Genomic DNA, 17,461 nt, shown 5'->3' with positions numbered 1-17,461 from the left:
GATCAGCGTGTGCCCGTCGCGAGGCCGGAGAGCAGGTAGAGCGCGACCAGTAACGTTGCGACCGACAGCATCGTCGTGATCGACACCGTGGCCGCAACCAGCTTCTCCTCGACCTTGTGCTCGTGCGCGAGGACGTACACGGTTTTCGCCGTCGGTACGGCCGCGCAGACGACGGCAGCGATCGTGTAGAGAGGATCGAGGCCCAAGATCACGCAGAGCCCGTAGACGATCAGAGGCATGACCACCAGCTTCACCGCCGCGAGCGCAAACGATGCCTTCAGGTTGGATCGCAGGCCCTCTACGGACAAACCAAGTCCGATGGCAAACAGCGCGCAGGGCGTGAGCGCGGCAGCAATCATGTTCAGATAGGTCGCGACCGGCGCTGGAATCGGCAAGCCCGTGATCGCCCACGCCAGCCCGATGAGCGTCGACAGCACCATCGGATTGAGCAGGATCTGCTTTGCCAGTCCCGTGGGATGCGCGGACCCGTGCGGGGCGCGTCCTTCCAGCAGGATGACCGTGATCGGAAACATCACGGCGGCCACGAACACTGTCGCCACCGCGGCGGGCAGGACGGCGGGCTGGCCGTAAATTGCGTGCAGGATCGGCAGCGCGACGAACCCGGTGTTGGTCATCGCCGCCGCCATCCCATGGATGGTACTGCTGGCCAGATCGTGTTTGCCACCCGCGCGAACCGCCAGGAACACCAGCGCGAAGCAGATCAGCGAGCCGCCGCCGAATGCGAGCAGGAACCGCCATTCCAGCAGATTGCGCGCGGGCTCCTGCGCGATCGTGACGATCAGCAGCGCCGGCATCGCCACGTTGTAGGCAAAGTGCACCAGGGCATCGGCAAGCGAGCGGGAGAGATAGCCGAGCTCGCCGGCGAGCCAGCCGGTGACGATGATCGCGAATACGGGAAGAACGAGGCTGGCGACCTCCATCCGACTTCCCCCTCATGGCCAAACGGCGACGAGGTTAGCCCGGCGATGGATTGTCGTCACTGTGTGATTTGATGGAGCCGTCCCGAGTGATCGTTCAAATCGCAAAGGACGATAATCTTCCTCGCTAGATTCCCCTGCCGCCCTGCTTCCCGATCACGCAACGCCATGCCGCCAGGCGCTCAGCCGGATGCTGATTCATCCAGTCGGCGAGCTGCGGCGCGCCCATCAGGCAGGACTGCACCGAGACCTCAGCAAAATCGGAAGTGGTCACGATCTGCTCGTGACAATTGCTCGGAGTGGCGAGGCTGCAAAGCACGGCGATGATCTTGATCACGAGAGCTTACTCCTATCGCCGCCGATCGTGCGGCCGTTGTCTCCATCCTGCCCGTCGCTGGCCGGATCGGATGGCGGGAAGATGCTGTCGTAGATTGCACGTGCCTCCTGAATGAGGCGCACGCGCTCGCGCTCAGATCTCGAGACAAATCGAACAACTTCGCCCATGTTGGCTCCGAATATCAGTGGGCAAGTAGGCCATGAGATGATGATGATCATCCAATCAGCATCTATGGCGTCGCCCTCGACTTTGAAATGGCGGGCCCGTTCACGACGGAATAAAAAGCTCGTGACCGCGCCGGCGCCCCAACGTCGGGTGTTCTTTGCCAGGTTCTTGGGCTGTTCACCGCTTCCTATCGCGCGGCTGCAACTAGCGCGCGAGCGAATGCCGGTGACAGCTTACTCTTGCCGTCACCGGCAAGGCAGTCTCGCAAAGCAAATGCTGATCGAGCGAATATGTTTCGCCCGTGTCGCGTGCAAGTTTTTGGAACAATCTTGTAGTTCGAAGAACTGGGCGACGTTGCTCACGCTGCCGGCGCGCGCTCCTTCCGCCCCGGCACCGCCGCCAGCAGTTCACGCGTATAGGCGTGCTCGGGTGCGGCGAACAGCTGCGCGGTTGGCTTGAGCTCGACGATGGCGCCGCGCTGCATCACGGCGATGCGGTCGCAGATCTGGGCGGCGACGCGCAGATCGTGAGTGATGAACAGCATCGAGAGGCCGAGGCGCGCCTTAAGGTCTTCGAGCAGCTTCAGCACCTGCGCCTGCACGGAGACGTCGAGCGCGGAGACGGCTTCGTCGGCGACGATGATCTCGGGCTCGAGTGCGAGCGCGCGCGCAATGCCGATGCGCTGGCGCTGGCCGCCGGAGAATTCATGCGGGTAGCGCTCGAGCGCGCCGGCGTCGAGGCCCACCATCTTCAGGAGATCGCGGGCCCGGTCGAATGCGACCTTCGGATCAGTGCCGGCCGCGATCGGGCCGTCGGCAATGATGTGGCCGATCTTGCGGCGCGGATTGAGCGAGGCGAACGGGTCCTGAAAGATCATCTGGATGCGATGGCGCTCGGCGCGCAGCGTCTTGCCCGTCAGAGACGTGAGGTCGGTCTCGCCGATTCGCACCGTGCCGCGGTCGGCCTCGATCAGCCGCATCACGAGCCGCGCGACAGACGATTTGCCGGAGCCGGATTCGCCGACGAGACCGAGCGTCTCGCCCTTGAGGATGTTGAAATTGACCTCGCGCGCGGCATCGACGCGGCGGTCCTGGCGAAACCAGCCGCCCGAGGTGACATAAGTCTTGTCTAGCCCGATCACCTCGACAGCCCGGGCCTGATCGTCGAGAGGTGCGCGCACCGGCGGGTCCATCGATGGCACGGCGGCGAGCAGCGCCTTGGTGTAGTCATGCTGCGGCTCGCTGAAGACGGCAGCGGAGGGGCCTTCCTCGACGACCTTGCCGTGCCTGAGCACGACGACCTGGTCGGCGATGTCGGCGACCACGCCGAAATCATGGGTGATGAACATCACCGCCATGTTGCGATTGCGCTGGAGGTTGCGGATCAGTTTCAGGATCTGCGCCTGCGTGGTGACGTCGAGCGCGGTGGTCGGCTCGTCCGCGACCAGCACGGCGGGCTCGAGCGCGAGCGCCATCGCGATCATGGCGCGCTGGCGCTGGCCGCCGGAGAGCTGGTGCGGATAGGCGCGCACGATGCGCTCGGGGTCGGGCAGGCCGACCTCGCGCGTCAATGCGAGCGCTCTCGCGCGCCGTTCCTTGGGTGTGAGCAGGCCGTGCGCCTCGAACATCTCGGCCATCTGGTCGCCGATCCGCATCAACGGATTGAGCGCGGTCATCGGCTCCTGGAAGATCATCGCGAGCCTGCGGCCGCGCAGATCGCGCCAGCCGTCGTCGTCCAGCTTGAGCAGGTCGCGGCCTTCGAACTGGACTTCGCCGGAGGCGATCGACACCGTGTCCGGCAACAGGCCCATCAGCGCATGCGCGCACATCGACTTGCCGGAGCCGGATTCGCCGACGACGCAGACGATCTTGCCGGGCTGCAAATCGAGCGACACGCCATCGACGGCGAACGGACGCTCGGCGCCCTTGGGCAGCGCGATCCTCAGGTTCTTGATGGAGACGGCGGGCGGTGCGGTCATCGTCAGCGTCCCTCCCGCGACAGGCGTGGATTGAGCGCGTCGTTGAGGCCTTCGCCGATCAAATTGAGGCCGAGCACCGAGATCAGGATGGCGACGCCGGGAAACACGGTGATCCACCAGGCTTGGCGGATCACGGTGCGGCCGGCGCCGACCATGTAGCCCCAGGAGATCAGATTGGGATCGCCGAGGCCAAGGAACGACAGCGAGGATTCCAGCAGGATCGCGGTCGCCACCATCAGCGAAGCCAGCACGATCACCGGCGACAGCGCGTTCGGCAGGATCTCGCGCAGAATGATCCAGGTGTTGCTCTGTCCCGTGACCACCGCGGCCTGAACATATTCGCGCGTGCGCAGCGACAGCACCTCGCCGCGCACGAGGCGGGCGACCGGTGGCCAGCTCACCACCGCGATCGATGCCACGATCGAATAGATCGAGGGCTGCAGGATCGCGACCAGCACGATCGCGAGCGCGAAGCTCGGAATGGTCTGAAAAAATTCGGTGAAGCGCATCAGGGCGTCGTCGACCTTGCCGCCGAAATAGCCGGCCATGGCGCCGATCGGCACGCCGACGAGCAGCGCGACCAGCGTGGAGACTAGGCCCACAAGCAGCGAGACGCGTGCGCCAAAGATCATGCCGGCGAACACGTCGCGGCCGAGCGCGTCGGTGCCGAGCGGCACGGTCGACAGCGTGAAGGGCGGCAGGAACGGCCGCTGCACCATGCGCCAGGGCGAGTTCGGGAATAGCATCGGTCCAAACACCGCGACCGAGATCGCAAGCAGCAGGATGACGAGCCCGATGACGCCGCTCGGGCTCTTCAGTATCGATTTCCAGAACTGTTTCATGAGGCGAATTCGATGCGCGGATCGACCATGCGGTAGACCAGGTCGGTGATGAGGTTGAAGATCAGCACCATGGCGGAGCAGATCACGAAGACGCCGAGCAGCAGGTTGTAGTCGCGCTGGAGCAGCGCGTCGTACATCAGCCGACCGATGCCAGGCCAGGCGAACACGGTCTCGGTGATGACGGCGCCGCCGATCAGCGTGCCGGAATGCACGCCGGCGAGCGTCACGACGGGGAGCAGCGCATTGCGCAGCACGTGGCGGCGCTGGATCACGGCGTCGGACAGCCCCTTGGCACGCGCGGTCTTGACGAAGTCGAGCCGCTTCACCTCGAGCATCGAGGCGCGCGTCATGCGGGTGTAGGTCGCCATGAAGAACAGCCCGAGCGTCATCGCCGGCATGATCAGGTGTGTTGCGACGTCGACGGCGTGGGCAAGGCCGGTGAGATTGGCGCCGACCGTCTCGTAGCCGAAGCTCGGCAGCCAATCCATGGTGACCGAGAACAGCAGGATCCCCATCAGCGCCACCCAGAAGATCGGCATGGCGTAGAAGATCAGCGCGAACACCGTGATGGCCGTGTCGAGGAAGGTTCCGGCAAAGCGCGCGGCGAAGGTGCCGAAGAGAATGCCGAGCATGAGCGAGATCGCAAATGCCGTCAGTGTCAGCAGCAGCGTCGCCGGCAGTCGTTCGCCAATCAGCTTTGCGACCGGCGCCTGCTGGCGGAAGGAGAAGCCGAGGTCGAGTGTCACGACGCCCTTGACGTAGATGAAGAGCTGCTCGGGCAGCGGCTTGTCGAGGCCGAACTTTTCCCGGAGCTGCTTGACGAAGACCTGGTCACTGGCCCCGGCTTCGCCCGCCATCACGACCGCGGGGTCGCCAGGCGCAAGCCGGATCAGGAAGAAATTGAGGACAACGATCGCGAGCAGGACGATCACGCCCTTCAGGATACGCTGAGCGACGAAGGAGAGCATCTTAGAAGGCGATCGGATCAGGTTGAACGCAGCCAGAATCACGGTGCGCTCCCTCTCCCGCTTGCGGGAGAGGGCAGGGAAGAGGGTATTTCCGCAGAGAGGACGCCAAGAGGGGAAAGCCCTCTCCCGCCGCGCTCTGCGAGCGCGTCGACCTCCCCCGCAAGCGGGGGATGTTCAGCGAGTTTGCGGCTCGATCGGAGGTCATGTGGCGAGAGCCATGGCAGAAAGATCAGACGCGAATTGTAACTATTTGTCGAGCCATGCGTCCTTGAAGCCGTCATTGACCCCGATCCCCGTGGTGATCAGGTTCTTGACCTTGCAGCGCATGATGGTCGGGAATTGCAGCTCGAGCATCCAGGCCACCGGCACGTCCTCGACCAGGATCTTCTGCGCCTTCTCGTAGATCTCCTTGCGCTTGGTGTCAGGGGTCGCGACGGCGCCATCGGCGAACAGCTTGTCGATCTCCGGGTTGGAATAGCCTTCGACATTGTTGAAGACCTGGCCCTTGGCGATGGCGCTGGAGACGTAATTGCGTCCCACCCCGAGCGCGGGATCGCCGTACTGGTACAGATAGGTGAAGGCGATGTCGTAGTCCCAGTCGCCGATCTTCTGGTTGCCGCCGGCAACGTCGGTGGCGATCGTCTCGATGTTGATGCCGACGTCCTGGAGGTTCTGCTTCACCGCTTCACCCCAGCGCTGCCAGGTTTCGCCATAGGCGAGCGGCAACAGGCGGATCTTCTCGCCCTTGTAGCCGGCTTCCTTCAGCAGTGCCTTGGCCTTGGCCGGATCGTACGGATATTTCTTCACGTCGTCGGTGTAATATTTGATGGTCGAGGCGGACGGGCCGGTCGCGACCTTGCCGAGCCCGTTCCAGATCACATCCTTGGCGAAGTCGCGGTCGATCGCATACATGATCGCCTGCCGTACCCGCTTGTCGGCGAGGGGACCCTGGCGGTTGTTGAGCCACAGCCAGGCCAGCGGCGAGAAGAACTCCCAGCCGGCGCCGGTGACGCAAGTGTCCTTCAGCTTGGACAGCCGCGGCACGTCGAAATTCTCGACCGAGCCGCCGGGCAGCACGTCGACCTTGCCCGTCTCATAAGCCACCGAGCGCGCGGCGGCATCGGGAATGATCTGCCAGTAGATCTCGTCGATGTAGGGTTTGCCCTTCTCGTAATAGTTCGGATTCTTGACCAGGCGGATGAACGAGCCCTTCTGCCACTCCTTGAACATGAAGGGGCCGGTGCCCACAGGCGCGTTGTTGTAGGGATTGGTCTTGAAGTCGGTGCCTTCATAGAGATGCTTCGGCACCATCGGCATCGAGCCAACCTCGAAGATGCCGAGGAACGGGCCGAACGGCTGCTTCAGCGTGAACACCACCGTGTAGTCGTCGGGAGCCTCGACCTTGTCGACCTGGGCGAGGTTGTTGCGGGCACGCGCGTGGGTCTGTTTCAGCATCTCGACCGAGAACAGCACGTCCGCGGCGGTGAAGGGCTTGCCGTCATGCCAGGTCACGCCCTTCCTGAGCTTGAAGGTGTAGGACTTGGCGTCCTCGCTGACGCTCCAGCTCTCGGCGAGCTCCGGCTGGGGTTCGAGCTTGGGGCTGTAGCGCAGCAGCCCCTCGAAGATGTTGCCCGACACCATCTGGGTCGGGCCGTTCTGGACCATCGCGAGCATCAGGCCGGGTGGCTCGGGCTGGATCACGGCATTGATCACACCCCCCGTTTTCGGCTCTTGCGCCAGTGCCGGGGCCGTGAGGCCGCAAGCCAGGAGGAGACCAAGCAACACTCGTTTTGGCATGTCGTATCTTTCTCAACCGAGACCAGCCGTGAACGCTTCGCAACGTCCTCGCGCGCAAAGCGACGGCCGGCCCATCCCAGTCCCCATCCAATATCGAGGCTCACATAGTCTCGTTCGGCGCCGCAAGATGAAAGTCGCGACAGTGTTCGCACAAAAAATGTACAGCGCGTCCTGTTTTCACTTGATTCATTCTCCCGTCACGGAGACAAGTCCGCCATGGACAACGCCACGCGCTCCGAACGCTCCCGCAACGCTGCGCTTGAAGCGGCCATCGCCATCATCGCGCGCGACGGGCCGGGGCGGTTGACGCTCGATGCGATCGCGCGCGAGAGCGGCCTCAGCAAGGGCGGCGTGATGCATCAATTCCGCACCAAGGAGGCGGTGCTGAAGGCGCTGCTCGAACGACAGATGGCGCGGTTCGAGGAGTTCTCGAACGATTATATGGCAAAGGTGAGCGCGACCTCCGCCAATCCCAATCTGGCGACCCAGCTCGCCACCGTGCGCGAAGCGGCGACCTCGCCGAATTCTGCCGCGCTGGCGCTGGTTGCAGCCATGGTCGAGATTCCCAACCTGATGGCGCTGCCGCGCGAGCGCGAGATGGAAAGGATGGCGGCGATCAGGGACGAGGCCGCCGACCCCGACCTTGCGATGCTGCGCTGGGCCGGAGCGATGGGCTTACTGCTGAGCTCGCTATTTGGCATGTCGCCGCTCAGCAAAGACGAGCACCAGCGATTGTTCGCGCGTCTGCTCGACGATGCGCAGTGGACTGGCCTCGAACAGCCGGCCGCAAAGCGTGCCGCTAGATCCAGTGCGGCATCGACGGCAAAGGCCGCAAGCCCGCGCAAGCGCGCCTGATTCATCGTTAACAATTCATCCGGTGGCTGCCCAAAGCCGCGCCCACTGAGACGGCCCAAGGCATCTGAAAAAGGCCCCGGACGATGCCATTGGGCTGGCAATGGTGAGCGCCGCAGCCGCGTCTGGTCCCGAAGCGCGGCTGCGGTCGCCATCGCAACTTTAAAGGTTGGCCCTCCCAATCAGCCGCAAGAGGAGTCTGGAATGGATCGCTCGATCGCCCTGCGCGGTCTGGGAACGCTGGTGCTTTGCGTGGCCGCCGCCGGCTGCGCCTCGGTCGCTCCCGTGCCCTACTCGGAGATGGCGTCCTCGGCTTACATGGCTCCGGACAAGTCGGACGCCTCCGGCCGCGTGCCCTACCGCTATTCCACGCAGGTCGACTGGCGCGATTACAATAAAGTGATCCTCGATCCCGTCGTCGTCTACCGGGGGAGGGATCACCAGCTCGGCGACATGTCCGACAAGGACAAGGCGACGTCCACCGATCCGAGCGGCACCTGGCTGGTCGAGGACGGCCGCGCCCGCATCCGGCTCGAGCGCTGCGGTCCGTCGCGCGACCGTATTTGCGGCTTCATCGTCTGGATGAAGGAGCCCGTCGACAAACGCGGCCAGCCTTATCGCGACAGCCAGAATCCAGATCCCGACAAGCGCGCCCGCATGCTGCTCGGCCACTGGCGCGAATCCCCTGACCGCCTCAAGCTCAGGGGATGCCTGATCAAGATCCTGTGCCAGACCCAAACCTGGCAACAGACCCTCGACGTGCTGCCCGGTCAACTCGTTGGCCTGACCGGCGATCTCAATGGTCCCCGCGCCGACAAGGAATGGGCGCAAGTGCGCCGGCACCGAAGCCGACCCCGGTTAAGGGAAAATAGGAGCAGCATTGTCTGCTGCCACGCTCGCGAGCGACATTGTGTCAGGCGCTGTTGCGCCAAACTCCGTCATTGCGAGCGTAGCGAAGCAATCCAGAGTCCCACCGAGGAGGCAGTCTGGATTGCTTCGTCGCAAGGGCTCCTCGCAATGACGGCGTGGAGGCAATCGAAGTCCCAAATTTGATCCGGATCAAAGCCAAGTCGTCGCTTCTGCGATCGAATAGCAACTGGGATAGCGTGCTGCGCGTCCTGGTTCTTGCAGACGTGAGACGATCGATGGACATGTACGCCACGAATATCCCTGCCGGTAACGACAGCGGGCCCGATGCCGTCGGGCCGCAGCCGGATGAGGGCGTGCAACGCTGTCTTCAACTGCTGAACGAGGCTGGCCTCCGCCCGACGCGTCAGCGCTTGGCGCTCGGCCAGCTGCTGTTCCTGAACGGCCATCGTCACGTCACTGCGGAGAAGCTCTATGACGAGGCGATGGCGGCGAACATGTATCTGTCGCTCGCGACCGTCTACAACACGCTGAACCAGTTCACCGAAGCCGGCTTGTTGCGCCGGATCGCGGCCGACGGCATCAAATCGTTCTTCGACACCGACACATCCGTGCATCCGCATTTCTACCTCGAAGGCGACGATGTGCTGGTCGACGTCGCCGAGGGCCTGACTTTCACCAGGGTGCCCGAGGCGCTTCCCGGCCACGAGATCGCGCGGCTCGACGTCATCGTGCATCTGCGCCGCAAGCGCGCGTAGCACCACTGTGCTCTTACCCTCCCCCTCCAGGGTCCCTCCAGGGGAGGGTAAGAGGAATCACCGCAACCCTGCGCGCCGAAATCCTTCCAGATAGTGCTCGCGATCGGCCTCATTGGCCCACGGCAATTGCGTCGCGATCCAGTGCAGCGAGATGCCGGGCTGGGTGCGGCGGAGCTCGCCCAGCGCGGTCTCCGCAAGCTTTCCGTCGCCGGTCATGCCGGCGGAGACCGCGAGCACGCGGTAGGCGCCGGTGAGGTCGCCGCGGTGTCGGATCGCCTCGCGCGCGAGCGCGATCGCCTCGTCATAGTGCCGCTCGGTAAAGCGCGCGTAGCCGGCGATGCCATGATAGATTGCCAGCGAGGGATCGCGCGGCGAGAGCCGGATCGCCCTCTGCGCCGCCTCGAACGACTCCTTCGAGCGTCCGGCATAGGACAGCGCCAGCGCGTAATAGCCCTGCGCCAGCGAGAAGTTCGGATTGAGCGCGAGCGCCTGCTCGAACTCGGACAGTGCGTCGGCCAGCCTGCGGGTCGAGAACAGGACGCTCCCGAGCGCGGCATGCGCCCAGGCATCCTCATGGTCGCATCGCACGGCAGCGAGTGCGGCGGCTTCCGCGACCGGCGCCACCGTGGCAAGCTCGGACCAGCCGAGATGCACGCCGAACATATGGTTTGCCGCCAGCACCGACAGCGCCTGACCATAATTCGGATCGATCCCGATCGCGCGCTCCAGCAGCGCCTTCGCGCTCTCGTGATCCCGCCGTGTCACGCGCCAGTAGTGCGACAGCGCCCGCATCAGCAGATCCCAGGCATCCAGGCTCGCCGGCGGCTTGCGGTGAGCGCGAAAACTTTCCGCCGCATGGATCTGCGGCTCGATCGCCGCCACGATCGCGTTGGTGATCTCGTCCTGCACGGCAAAGACGTCGACGAGCTCGCGGTCGTAGCGTTCGGCCCAGAGATGGCCGCCCGATGTGGCGTCGTTGAGCTGCGCGGTGATGCGCACCCGGTTGTCCGCCTTGCGCACGCTGCCTTCGACGACGTAGCGGACGCCGAGTTCCTCGGCGATCTGCCTGACGTGGACCGCGCGTCCCTTGTAGGTGAAGGACGAGTTGCGGGCGATCACCATGAACCAGCGCTGCCTCGACAGCGCGGTGAGGATGTCCTCGCTGATTCCGTCGCCGAAATAATCCTGTGCGGGATCGCCGCTCATGTTCTCGAAGGCGAGCACCGCGACCGCCGGGCGGTCCGACACGCTGTGCGGCCGCGCAGGAACGGATACAGCGGGCGCAGACGAAGCCGCCAGGTCTTTCCGGATTTCTTCCCGGACTTCGCCGACGAAACGAAAACCCTTGCGCGGAATGGTCTTGATCAGCCGCTGGGTCGCACCGTCATCACCAATCGCCTTGCGCGCAGCGTTGATTCGGCTGTTCAGGGCGGAATCGGAGACGATGCGGTCGCTCCAGATCTGGCTGATCAGGTCATCCTTGCTGACCACACGCGCGCGTTGCGCGACCAGATAGAGCAACAAATCGAATACTTGCGGCTGCAATGGCACGGCGACCCCGGCGCAGGTGAGTTCCCGCAGGTCGCCGTCGAGCACATTGTTTTCAAAGCAAAATCGCACGTTTTCGTCGTCTCAAGCAAAACTCAAAGGCGTCTCAGGCGAAAATCAATTGTCAGCGAAGGTCTCAGGCCCGTCCGAGGTGCATGGTGGGCCTACCAACAAGTGCCGATGTTTTGGCACAACGGAGCTTTCCATGTCCCAGATTGATCAGGTTCATTCGATCAGCCCGGCGGTTGCGGGCTCACGCATATTCAAGTTCGTCGCCTTTCTGTACGGAATTGCGGCATATCTCGTGTTTTTCGTCACCATCCTCTACGCCATCGGCTTTGTCATGGGGCTGGTCGTGCCGAAGACCATCGACACTGGAACCGCCACGCCGCCGGTTGAGGCAGTCATCGTCAATCTCCTCCTGATGTCGCTGTTCGCCATTCAGCACAGCGTGATGGCGCGTCAGAGCTTCAAGGCCTGGTGGACGCAGTTCGTCCCGAAACCGGTCGAGCGCAGCACCTATGTGCTGCTGGCGAGCCTGTCGTTGCTGCTCCTGTTCTGGCAGTGGCGTCCGATGCCTGCGGTCATATGGGAGGTCCAGGATCCCGATCTTGCCGTGATGCTCGTCACATTGTCCTTCGCAGGTTGGGTGCTGGTGTTCACCTCGACCTACATGATCAACCATTTCGAATTGTTCGGCCTGCATCAGGTGACGAACCATCTCATCGGCAAGGAAGCGGCGCCTGCGCGGTTCAAGACGCCGCTGCTCTACAATTTCGTCCGCCATCCGATCTATCTCGGCTTCATCATCGCGTTCTGGGCGGCGCCGGTCATGACCGCGGGCCACCTGCTGTTCGCCGCCGTGACGACGCTCTACATCTTCGTCGGCATCGCGCTGGAGGAGCGCGACCTCGTCGCTCTCTTCGGCGACGACTACCGGCAGTACAAACAACGCGTGTCGATGCTTATTCCCTGGCGCAGATCAGTATAGTCTTGGCCTCGTTCCGCGCGTCCACCGAGAGGAGGATGCGCGGGGCGCCGACGCGCGATAACGATCCTTCATCATGGAGACACCAATGAAACATGTCGGAAACTGCTTCTGTGGCGCGGTCACGGTCGAGGTCACGGGCGCGCCGGAGGCGATGGGCTACTGCCATTGCCGCTCCTGCCGGTCGTGGTCGGGCGGACCGGTGAACGCCTTCAGCCTGTGGAAGCCCGAAGCCGTGCGCATCACCGAAGGCGCCCAGAACGTCGAGACCTTCGCCAAGACGCCCCTCAGCCAGCGTAAATATTGTAAGAAGTGCGGCGGTCATCTCATGACCAACCACCCGCCGCTCGGCCTCGTCGACGTCTTCACCGCCACCATCCCGACGCTGGCGTTCACGCCCGGCGTCCACGTCAATTACGCCGAGACGGTGCTGCCGATGCGCGACGGTCTGCCCAAGCTGAAGGATTTTCCTGCCGAGTTCGGCGGCAGCGGTGAGATGATGCAGGAGTAGGTCGCTTCGCCTCTCCCCGCTTGCGGGAAGAGGCCGGATTGCATCAATCCGGGTGAGGAGGAGCCTCCGCGAGTCGAACTGTCACCGTCCTTGCGGAGACTCCCCATTACCCTGACCCTCTCCCCGCAAGCGGGGCGAGGGAGAGGTCCTCACCTCATCCCAGCGCGACGCAATCCGTCCAGATAATGCGCGCGATCCTCTTCGCGCAGCATCGGCAGCTCGCGCGTGATCCATGCGAGTGAAATGCCGGGCTGGGCGCGGCGCAGGTCTTCCAGGGCGGACGCGGCGAGAGCCGAGCTTCCCGACATGCCGGCGGCGGCGGTCAGCACACGATGCGCACCGACGAAATCGCTGCGTTGCCGTAGCGACTCGCGTGCCATCTGCACGGCGCCTTCGTAGTCGCGACCGATGAACCGGGCATAGGCCGCAACTCCGCAATAGATCGCGGCGAGCGGATCGCGCGGGCTCAGCCGCAGCGCACGGCACGCGGCGGCGTCGCCGTCCTGCCATCGTCCCGCGTAGCACAGCGTCACGCCGTAGAAGGCGTACGCCATCGCGAAATTCGGATTGAGCTTGAGAGCCAGCTCGAACTCCGCCAGTGCGTCGTCGAAGCGGCGGCGGAATAGATAAGTATAGGCGAGGCCGTGATGCGCCCAGGCGTCGTCGCGATCGGCCTCCACCGCCGCCAGCGCCGCGCGTTCGGCGACCGGCACGGTTACGGCCATGTCCGCCCAGCCCATATGCGCGCCGAAGATATGGCTGGTCGCGAGCAGGCCCAGCGCCTTGCCATAAGCGGGATCGATCGCGATCGCCTGTTCCAGCAGCCCTTGCGCGGCGGCATTGTCCTCGCGGGTGATGCGCCAGTAATGCGACAATGCGCGCATCACGAAATCCCAGGCATCCAGGCTTCCCGGCGGCTTCTGCTGAGCGCGAAAGCTTTCGGCGGCATAGAGCTGCGGCTCGATCGCCGCGACGATCGCCTCGGTGATCTCGTCCTGCACGGCGAAGACGTCGGCCAGCTCGCGGTCGTAGCGCTCGGCCCAGAGATGGCTGCCGGTCGAGACGTCGTTGAGCTGCGCCGAGATGCGCAGGCGCTCGCCGCTACGCCGCACGCTGCCTTCGACCACGTAGCGTACACCGAGTTCGCGCGTGACCTCATGGAGGTGCACGGCGCGGCCCTTGTAGACAAAGGAGGAGTTGCGCGCGACGACGAAGAACCAGCGCAGCTTCGACAGCGCGGTGATGATGTCCTCGCTGATGCCGTCCGAGAAATAGTCCTGCTCGCGGTCGCCGCTCATATTGGTGAAGGGCAGCACGGCGATCGCGGGCCGGTCGGGCAACGCAAGCGTGGGCTGCGGCGCCGGTGCCCCGCGGCCGGGTTCCGGAACGGCTGCACCACGCTTCGCCTCGACGTCGCCGACGAAGCGAAAGCCCTTGCGTGCGATGGTGCGGATCAGCGCCTGGTTCGCGCCATTGTCGCCGATTGCCTTGCGCGCCGCGTTGATCCGGCTGGTCAGGGTCGATTCGGAGACGCTGCGGCCGTGCCAGATCTTGTCGATCAGCTCGTCCTTGCTGACCACCCGGTCGCGGTTCTCCATGAGATGCACGACCAGGTCGAAAACCTGGGGTTCCACGGCAATGGGAACCTGCTCGCGGCTCAGCTCGCGCCGGTCGGTGTCGAGGAGATGATCCCGGAACAGAAACTGCACGTCGAAAACTCAGTCCTCACAACGGCATCAGGCAATAATAAAATCAAAATGGATTTCGACTTGAAGTCTGTGAGTCCGCCGAACGGTCTGTCAGGTTCACCACGATCGCGTGATGGCAGTCATGCGGTTTCGGATGGGAGTACGACCTCGATAGGATGCGGAGGTTTGGGCCAGATTGCCGCCGGCTCAATGAGCAGCGACGTCGGTAGTGCCGGACATCTCCCCAAAGTCGTCCTGGCGAAAGCCAGGACCCATACCGCGGAATCTCTCGATTGCAGACGGTAGAAGTACCGGACGGCGTGTCTTCGCCAAACGTCTCCTTGGGGTAATGGGTCCTGGCTTTCGCCAGGACGACATCGGCTGTATGGCGGGCATTGCCGAACAGCGCGGCCTGCGTAAGCTGCCTTCACAGAAAACACCCAGCCACGAAGAAACGCCCATGCCCGCTTTTCCCGCTTCGACCACCGTGCTCGACTCCATGCTGTTCCGCGACGCCTTCGGCACGCCTGAGATGCGGGAGGTGTTCTCCGATGTTGCGCTGGTGGCGCGCTATGCCGAGGTCGAGGTGGCGCTGGCGAAGGCGGAGGCCAGATGCGGCGTGATCCCGCAGGATGCCGCCGACCAGATCGCGGCCCGGACCAATGTTGCCGCGCTCGATTTCGATCTGTTGCGGCGGGAGACCGACATCGTCGGCTATCCGATCCTTCCCCTGGTGCATCAGATGGTGAAGCAATGCGGCGAGGCCGGCCGTTACGTGCATTGGGGCGCGACCACGCAGGACATCATGGACACCGCGGTAGTCCTGCAACTGCGCGCCGCGCTCGAGATCGTCGAAAAGGACATTGCCGAACTCCGTCGTATCCTCGCTGACCTCTCCAAGCGATATCGCGACACGCCGATGGCGGGCCGCACCCATCTGCAGCAGGCGCTGCCGGTGACGTTCGGCTACAAGACCGCGATCTGGCTCGCGATGTTCGACCGCCATGCCGAGCGGCTGCCGCAGTTGAAGCCGCGCGTTCTGGTCGGCCAGTTCGCCGGCGCCGCCGGCACCCTGGCCTCGCTCGGCGACAAGGGGTTCGAGGTGCAAGAGGCGCTCTGTGCCGAGCTGAAGCTCGGCGTTCCCGCCTCGACCTGGCACGTCGCTCGCGACGGCTTTGCCGAAGCCGTGAACTTCCTGGCGCTCGTCACCGGCTCGCTCGGCAAGATCGCGCTCGACATCATGATCATGGCCTCGACCGAATTCGCGGAAGTTTACGAGCCCTTCGTCAAGGGGCGCGGCGCCTCCTCCACCATGCCGCAGAAGCGCAACCCGATCTCCTCCGAGCTGATGCTGGCGGCGTCCAAGGCGGTGCGCCAGCATGCCGGCCTGATGCTCGATGCCATGGTGCAGGATTTCGAGCGCGCCACGGGTCCCTGGCACGCCGAATGGATGGCGATCCCCGAAAGCTTCGTGCTGAGCGCCGGCGCGCTGCACCAGGCGAAGTTTGCGCTTGCAGGCCTCATCGTGGACGAGGCGAAGATGAACGACAATCTCGCTATCAGCCGCGGCCTGATCGTGGCCGAAGCGGTCATGATGGGGCTCGCCCCGCAGATCGGACGGCAGGAGGCGCATGACGTGGTCTATGACGCCTGCCGGCTCGCCAATGAGAAAGGCTTGACGCTGGCGGATGCGCTCTCATCCGACTCCCGCGTTTCGAGCCGCATCGACGGCGCCACGATCGAGGTGCTCACCTCACCAAAAAATTACCTCGGGCTTGCCCCCGCCATGGTCGACCGGGTGCTGAAATCGGCAACGCGTTGAAAACCAATATGCGTGAAACTGCGTATCTTATCCGTGTCGTAAGGTGCTCGCGCACTTGCGCCTCGCGATGCTAGGCTTAGATTGAATGAGAGACTTTCGGCAGAGGGCCCCGCATGACTGATCACCGCAATTCCGCTACTCCCATCGATCCCGCGAAACTCGACCGGCTGGCCGAGGTGGCGGTGAAGGTGGGCCTGGGCTTGCGGCCGGGACAGGATCTTCTTCTGACGGCGCCTGCCATCGCGCTGCCGCTGGTGCGGCGGATTGCCGTGCACGCCTACAAGGCCGGCGCCGGCATCGTGACGCCGATCCTGTCGGACGAGGAGATGACGCTGGCGCGCTACCGCCACGGCCAGGACAACAGTTTCGATCGTGCCGCCGGCTGGCTGTACGAGGGCATGGCGAAGGCCTTCTCGGACAACACCGCGCGGCTCGCCATCGTTGGCGACAATCCGATGCTGCTGTCGGGCGAGGATCCGTCGAAGGTGGCGCGCGCCAGCAAGGCCAACTCCATGGCCTATCAGCCGGCATTGGAAAAAATCGTCAATTTCGACACCAACTGGAACATCATCGCCTATCCGAGCCCGTCCTGGGCCAAGCAGGTGTTTCCTAATGATCCCGAGGACATCGCGATCGGCAAGCTCGCGGATGCGATCTTCGCCGCGTCTCGCGTCGACCGCGAGGACGCGATCAGCAATTGGGCGAGCCACAATGCGGTGCTGCGCGAGCGCACCAACTGGCTCAACGGCCAGCGCTTTCGCGCGTTGCAATATTCGGGTCCCGGCACCGACCTCACCATCGGGCTCGCCGACGGCCATGAATGGGAGGGCGGTGCCTCACTCTCCAAGAACGGCATCAGCTGCAACGCCAACATTCCGACCGAAGAGGTTTTCACCACGCCGCATTGCCGCCGCGTCTACGGCCACGTCGTGAGCTCGAAGCCGCTGTCCTACCAGGGCACCCTGATCGACAACATCGCGGTGCGTTTCGAGGACGGCAAGATCGTCGATGCCAAGGCCTCGCGCGGCGCAGAGGTGCTGAACAAGGTGCTCGACACCGACGAGGGCGCGCGCCGCCTCGGCGAGGTGGCGCTGGTGCCGCATTCCTCGCCGATCTCGCAGAGCGGGCTGTTGTTCTACAACACCCTATTCGACGAGAATGCGGCCTCCCACATCGCGCTCGGCCAGTGCTACTCGAAATGCTTCATCAACGGCGCGCAGCTCACGCCGCAGCAGATCGCCGCGCAAGGCGGCAACCAGAGCCTGATCCATATCGACTGGATGATCGGCTCGGCCGAGACCGACATCGACGGCATTCTCGCCGACGGCAGCAAGGTGCCGGTGTTCCGCAAGGGCGAGTGGGCGAAGTAGCAAGCTAGATTTGATCCAATAGCACCCCAGGA

The 17,461-nt window shown here is 64.0% G+C and carries 15 protein-coding genes and 2 pseudogenes; 8 read left to right on the top strand and 9 right to left on the bottom strand.

The features are described 5' to 3' along the window. Positions 1-2: 2 nt before the first annotated feature. The 7 genes from ACNJX8_RS38785 to ACNJX8_RS38755 form a co-directional block, all read right to left on the bottom strand. Positions 3-941, bottom strand: a complete 939-nt coding sequence (locus tag ACNJX8_RS38785; protein ID WP_439358895.1) for an AEC family transporter — start codon at positions 939-941, stop codon at positions 3-5. Between the two features lie 124 nt (positions 942-1,065). After that, the gene (locus ACNJX8_RS38780) at positions 1,066-1,275 is read right to left on the bottom strand and encodes a hypothetical protein (protein ID WP_091885309.1); all 210 of its coding nucleotides are present in this window, start codon (positions 1,273-1,275) and stop codon (positions 1,066-1,068) included. Then, a complete protein-coding gene (locus ACNJX8_RS38775; RefSeq protein ID WP_439362066.1) occupies positions 1,272-1,493 on the bottom strand; it encodes a hypothetical protein in 222 nt (73 codons plus the stop codon). The genes ACNJX8_RS38780 and ACNJX8_RS38775 overlap by 4 nt, the downstream gene beginning before the upstream one ends. A gap of 305 nt (positions 1,494-1,798) precedes the next feature. Beyond that, positions 1,799-3,418: an ABC transporter ATP-binding protein gene (locus ACNJX8_RS38770; protein WP_439358894.1), complete on the bottom strand. Its 1,620-nt coding sequence runs from the start codon at positions 3,416-3,418 to the stop codon at positions 1,799-1,801. 2 nt (positions 3,419-3,420) lie between these two features. Then, entirely contained in the window at positions 3,421-4,260 is an 840-nt protein-coding gene (locus ACNJX8_RS38765) for an ABC transporter permease (protein WP_439358893.1), read from the bottom strand. Then, positions 4,257-5,228 carry an ABC transporter permease gene (locus tag ACNJX8_RS38760; RefSeq protein WP_128937625.1) on the bottom strand — a complete coding sequence of 324 codons (972 nt, stop codon included), beginning with the start codon at positions 5,226-5,228 and terminating at the stop codon, positions 4,257-4,259. The genes ACNJX8_RS38765 and ACNJX8_RS38760 overlap by 4 nt, the downstream gene beginning before the upstream one ends. A gap of 246 nt (positions 5,229-5,474) precedes the next feature. Further along, a complete protein-coding gene (locus ACNJX8_RS38755; RefSeq protein ID WP_439358892.1) occupies positions 5,475-7,025 on the bottom strand; it encodes an ABC transporter substrate-binding protein in 1,551 nt (516 codons plus the stop codon). Between the two features lie 216 nt (positions 7,026-7,241). Here ACNJX8_RS38755 and ACNJX8_RS38750 point away from each other — a divergent pair, with 216 nt between their 5' ends. The 4 genes and pseudogenes from ACNJX8_RS38750 (at position 7,242) to irr (ending at position 9,502) form a co-directional block, all read left to right on the top strand. After that, complete coding sequence (locus ACNJX8_RS38750) at positions 7,242-7,880, top strand: TetR/AcrR family transcriptional regulator (RefSeq protein ID WP_439358891.1); 639 nt, start codon at positions 7,242-7,244, stop codon at positions 7,878-7,880. Between the two features lie 201 nt (positions 7,881-8,081). Then, positions 8,082-8,291 (top strand): annotated as a pseudogene (locus ACNJX8_RS38745) (DUF3313 family protein); the annotation flags it as partial. Positions 8,292-8,330: 39 nt separating this feature from the next. Beyond that, a pseudogene (locus tag ACNJX8_RS38740) lies at positions 8,331-8,749 on the top strand (DUF2147 domain-containing protein). A 273-nt stretch (positions 8,750-9,022) separates the two neighbouring features. Continuing rightward, complete coding sequence (gene irr / locus ACNJX8_RS38735) at positions 9,023-9,502, top strand: Fur family transcriptional regulator Irr (RefSeq protein ID WP_164939783.1); 480 nt, start codon at positions 9,023-9,025, stop codon at positions 9,500-9,502. 57 nt (positions 9,503-9,559) lie between these two features. On the opposite strand, the gene ACNJX8_RS38730 is transcribed toward irr, so the two are convergent. Beyond that, a complete protein-coding gene (locus tag ACNJX8_RS38730) occupies positions 9,560-11,122 on the bottom strand; it encodes a winged helix-turn-helix domain-containing protein (RefSeq protein ID WP_439358890.1) in 1,563 nt (520 codons plus the stop codon). Between the two features lie 133 nt (positions 11,123-11,255). Between ACNJX8_RS38730 and mddA the strand changes: the two genes are divergently transcribed. Beyond that, positions 11,256-12,041, top strand: coding sequence for a methanethiol S-methyltransferase (gene mddA, locus ACNJX8_RS38725; RefSeq protein ID WP_439358889.1), 786 nt, complete (start codon positions 11,256-11,258; stop codon positions 12,039-12,041). 85 nt (positions 12,042-12,126) lie between these two features. Beyond that, complete coding sequence (locus ACNJX8_RS38720; RefSeq protein WP_128956882.1) at positions 12,127-12,549, top strand: GFA family protein; 423 nt, start codon at positions 12,127-12,129, stop codon at positions 12,547-12,549. Between the two features lie 149 nt (positions 12,550-12,698). On the opposite strand, the gene ACNJX8_RS38715 is transcribed toward ACNJX8_RS38720, so the two are convergent. After that, positions 12,699-14,258, bottom strand: coding sequence for a winged helix-turn-helix domain-containing tetratricopeptide repeat protein (locus ACNJX8_RS38715; protein WP_439358888.1), 1,560 nt, complete (start codon positions 14,256-14,258; stop codon positions 12,699-12,701). Between the two features lie 439 nt (positions 14,259-14,697). Here ACNJX8_RS38715 and pcaB point away from each other — a divergent pair, with 439 nt between their 5' ends. Beyond that, a complete protein-coding gene (gene pcaB, locus ACNJX8_RS38710) occupies positions 14,698-16,059 on the top strand; it encodes a 3-carboxy-cis,cis-muconate cycloisomerase (RefSeq protein WP_439358887.1) in 1,362 nt (453 codons plus the stop codon). Between the two features lie 113 nt (positions 16,060-16,172). Further along, positions 16,173-17,429: an aminopeptidase gene (locus ACNJX8_RS38705; protein WP_091885349.1), complete on the top strand. Its 1,257-nt coding sequence runs from the start codon at positions 16,173-16,175 to the stop codon at positions 17,427-17,429. Positions 17,430-17,461: the final 32 nt, after the last annotated feature.

The organism is Bradyrhizobium sp. SPXBL-04 (assembly GCF_051853035.1).
GTDB classification, from domain to species: Bacteria; Pseudomonadota; Alphaproteobacteria; order Rhizobiales; family Xanthobacteraceae; genus Bradyrhizobium; species Bradyrhizobium zhanjiangense.
Note: the sequence above shows the minus strand (reverse complement) of the source record. Positions and strands in the feature narration are given on the sequence as shown.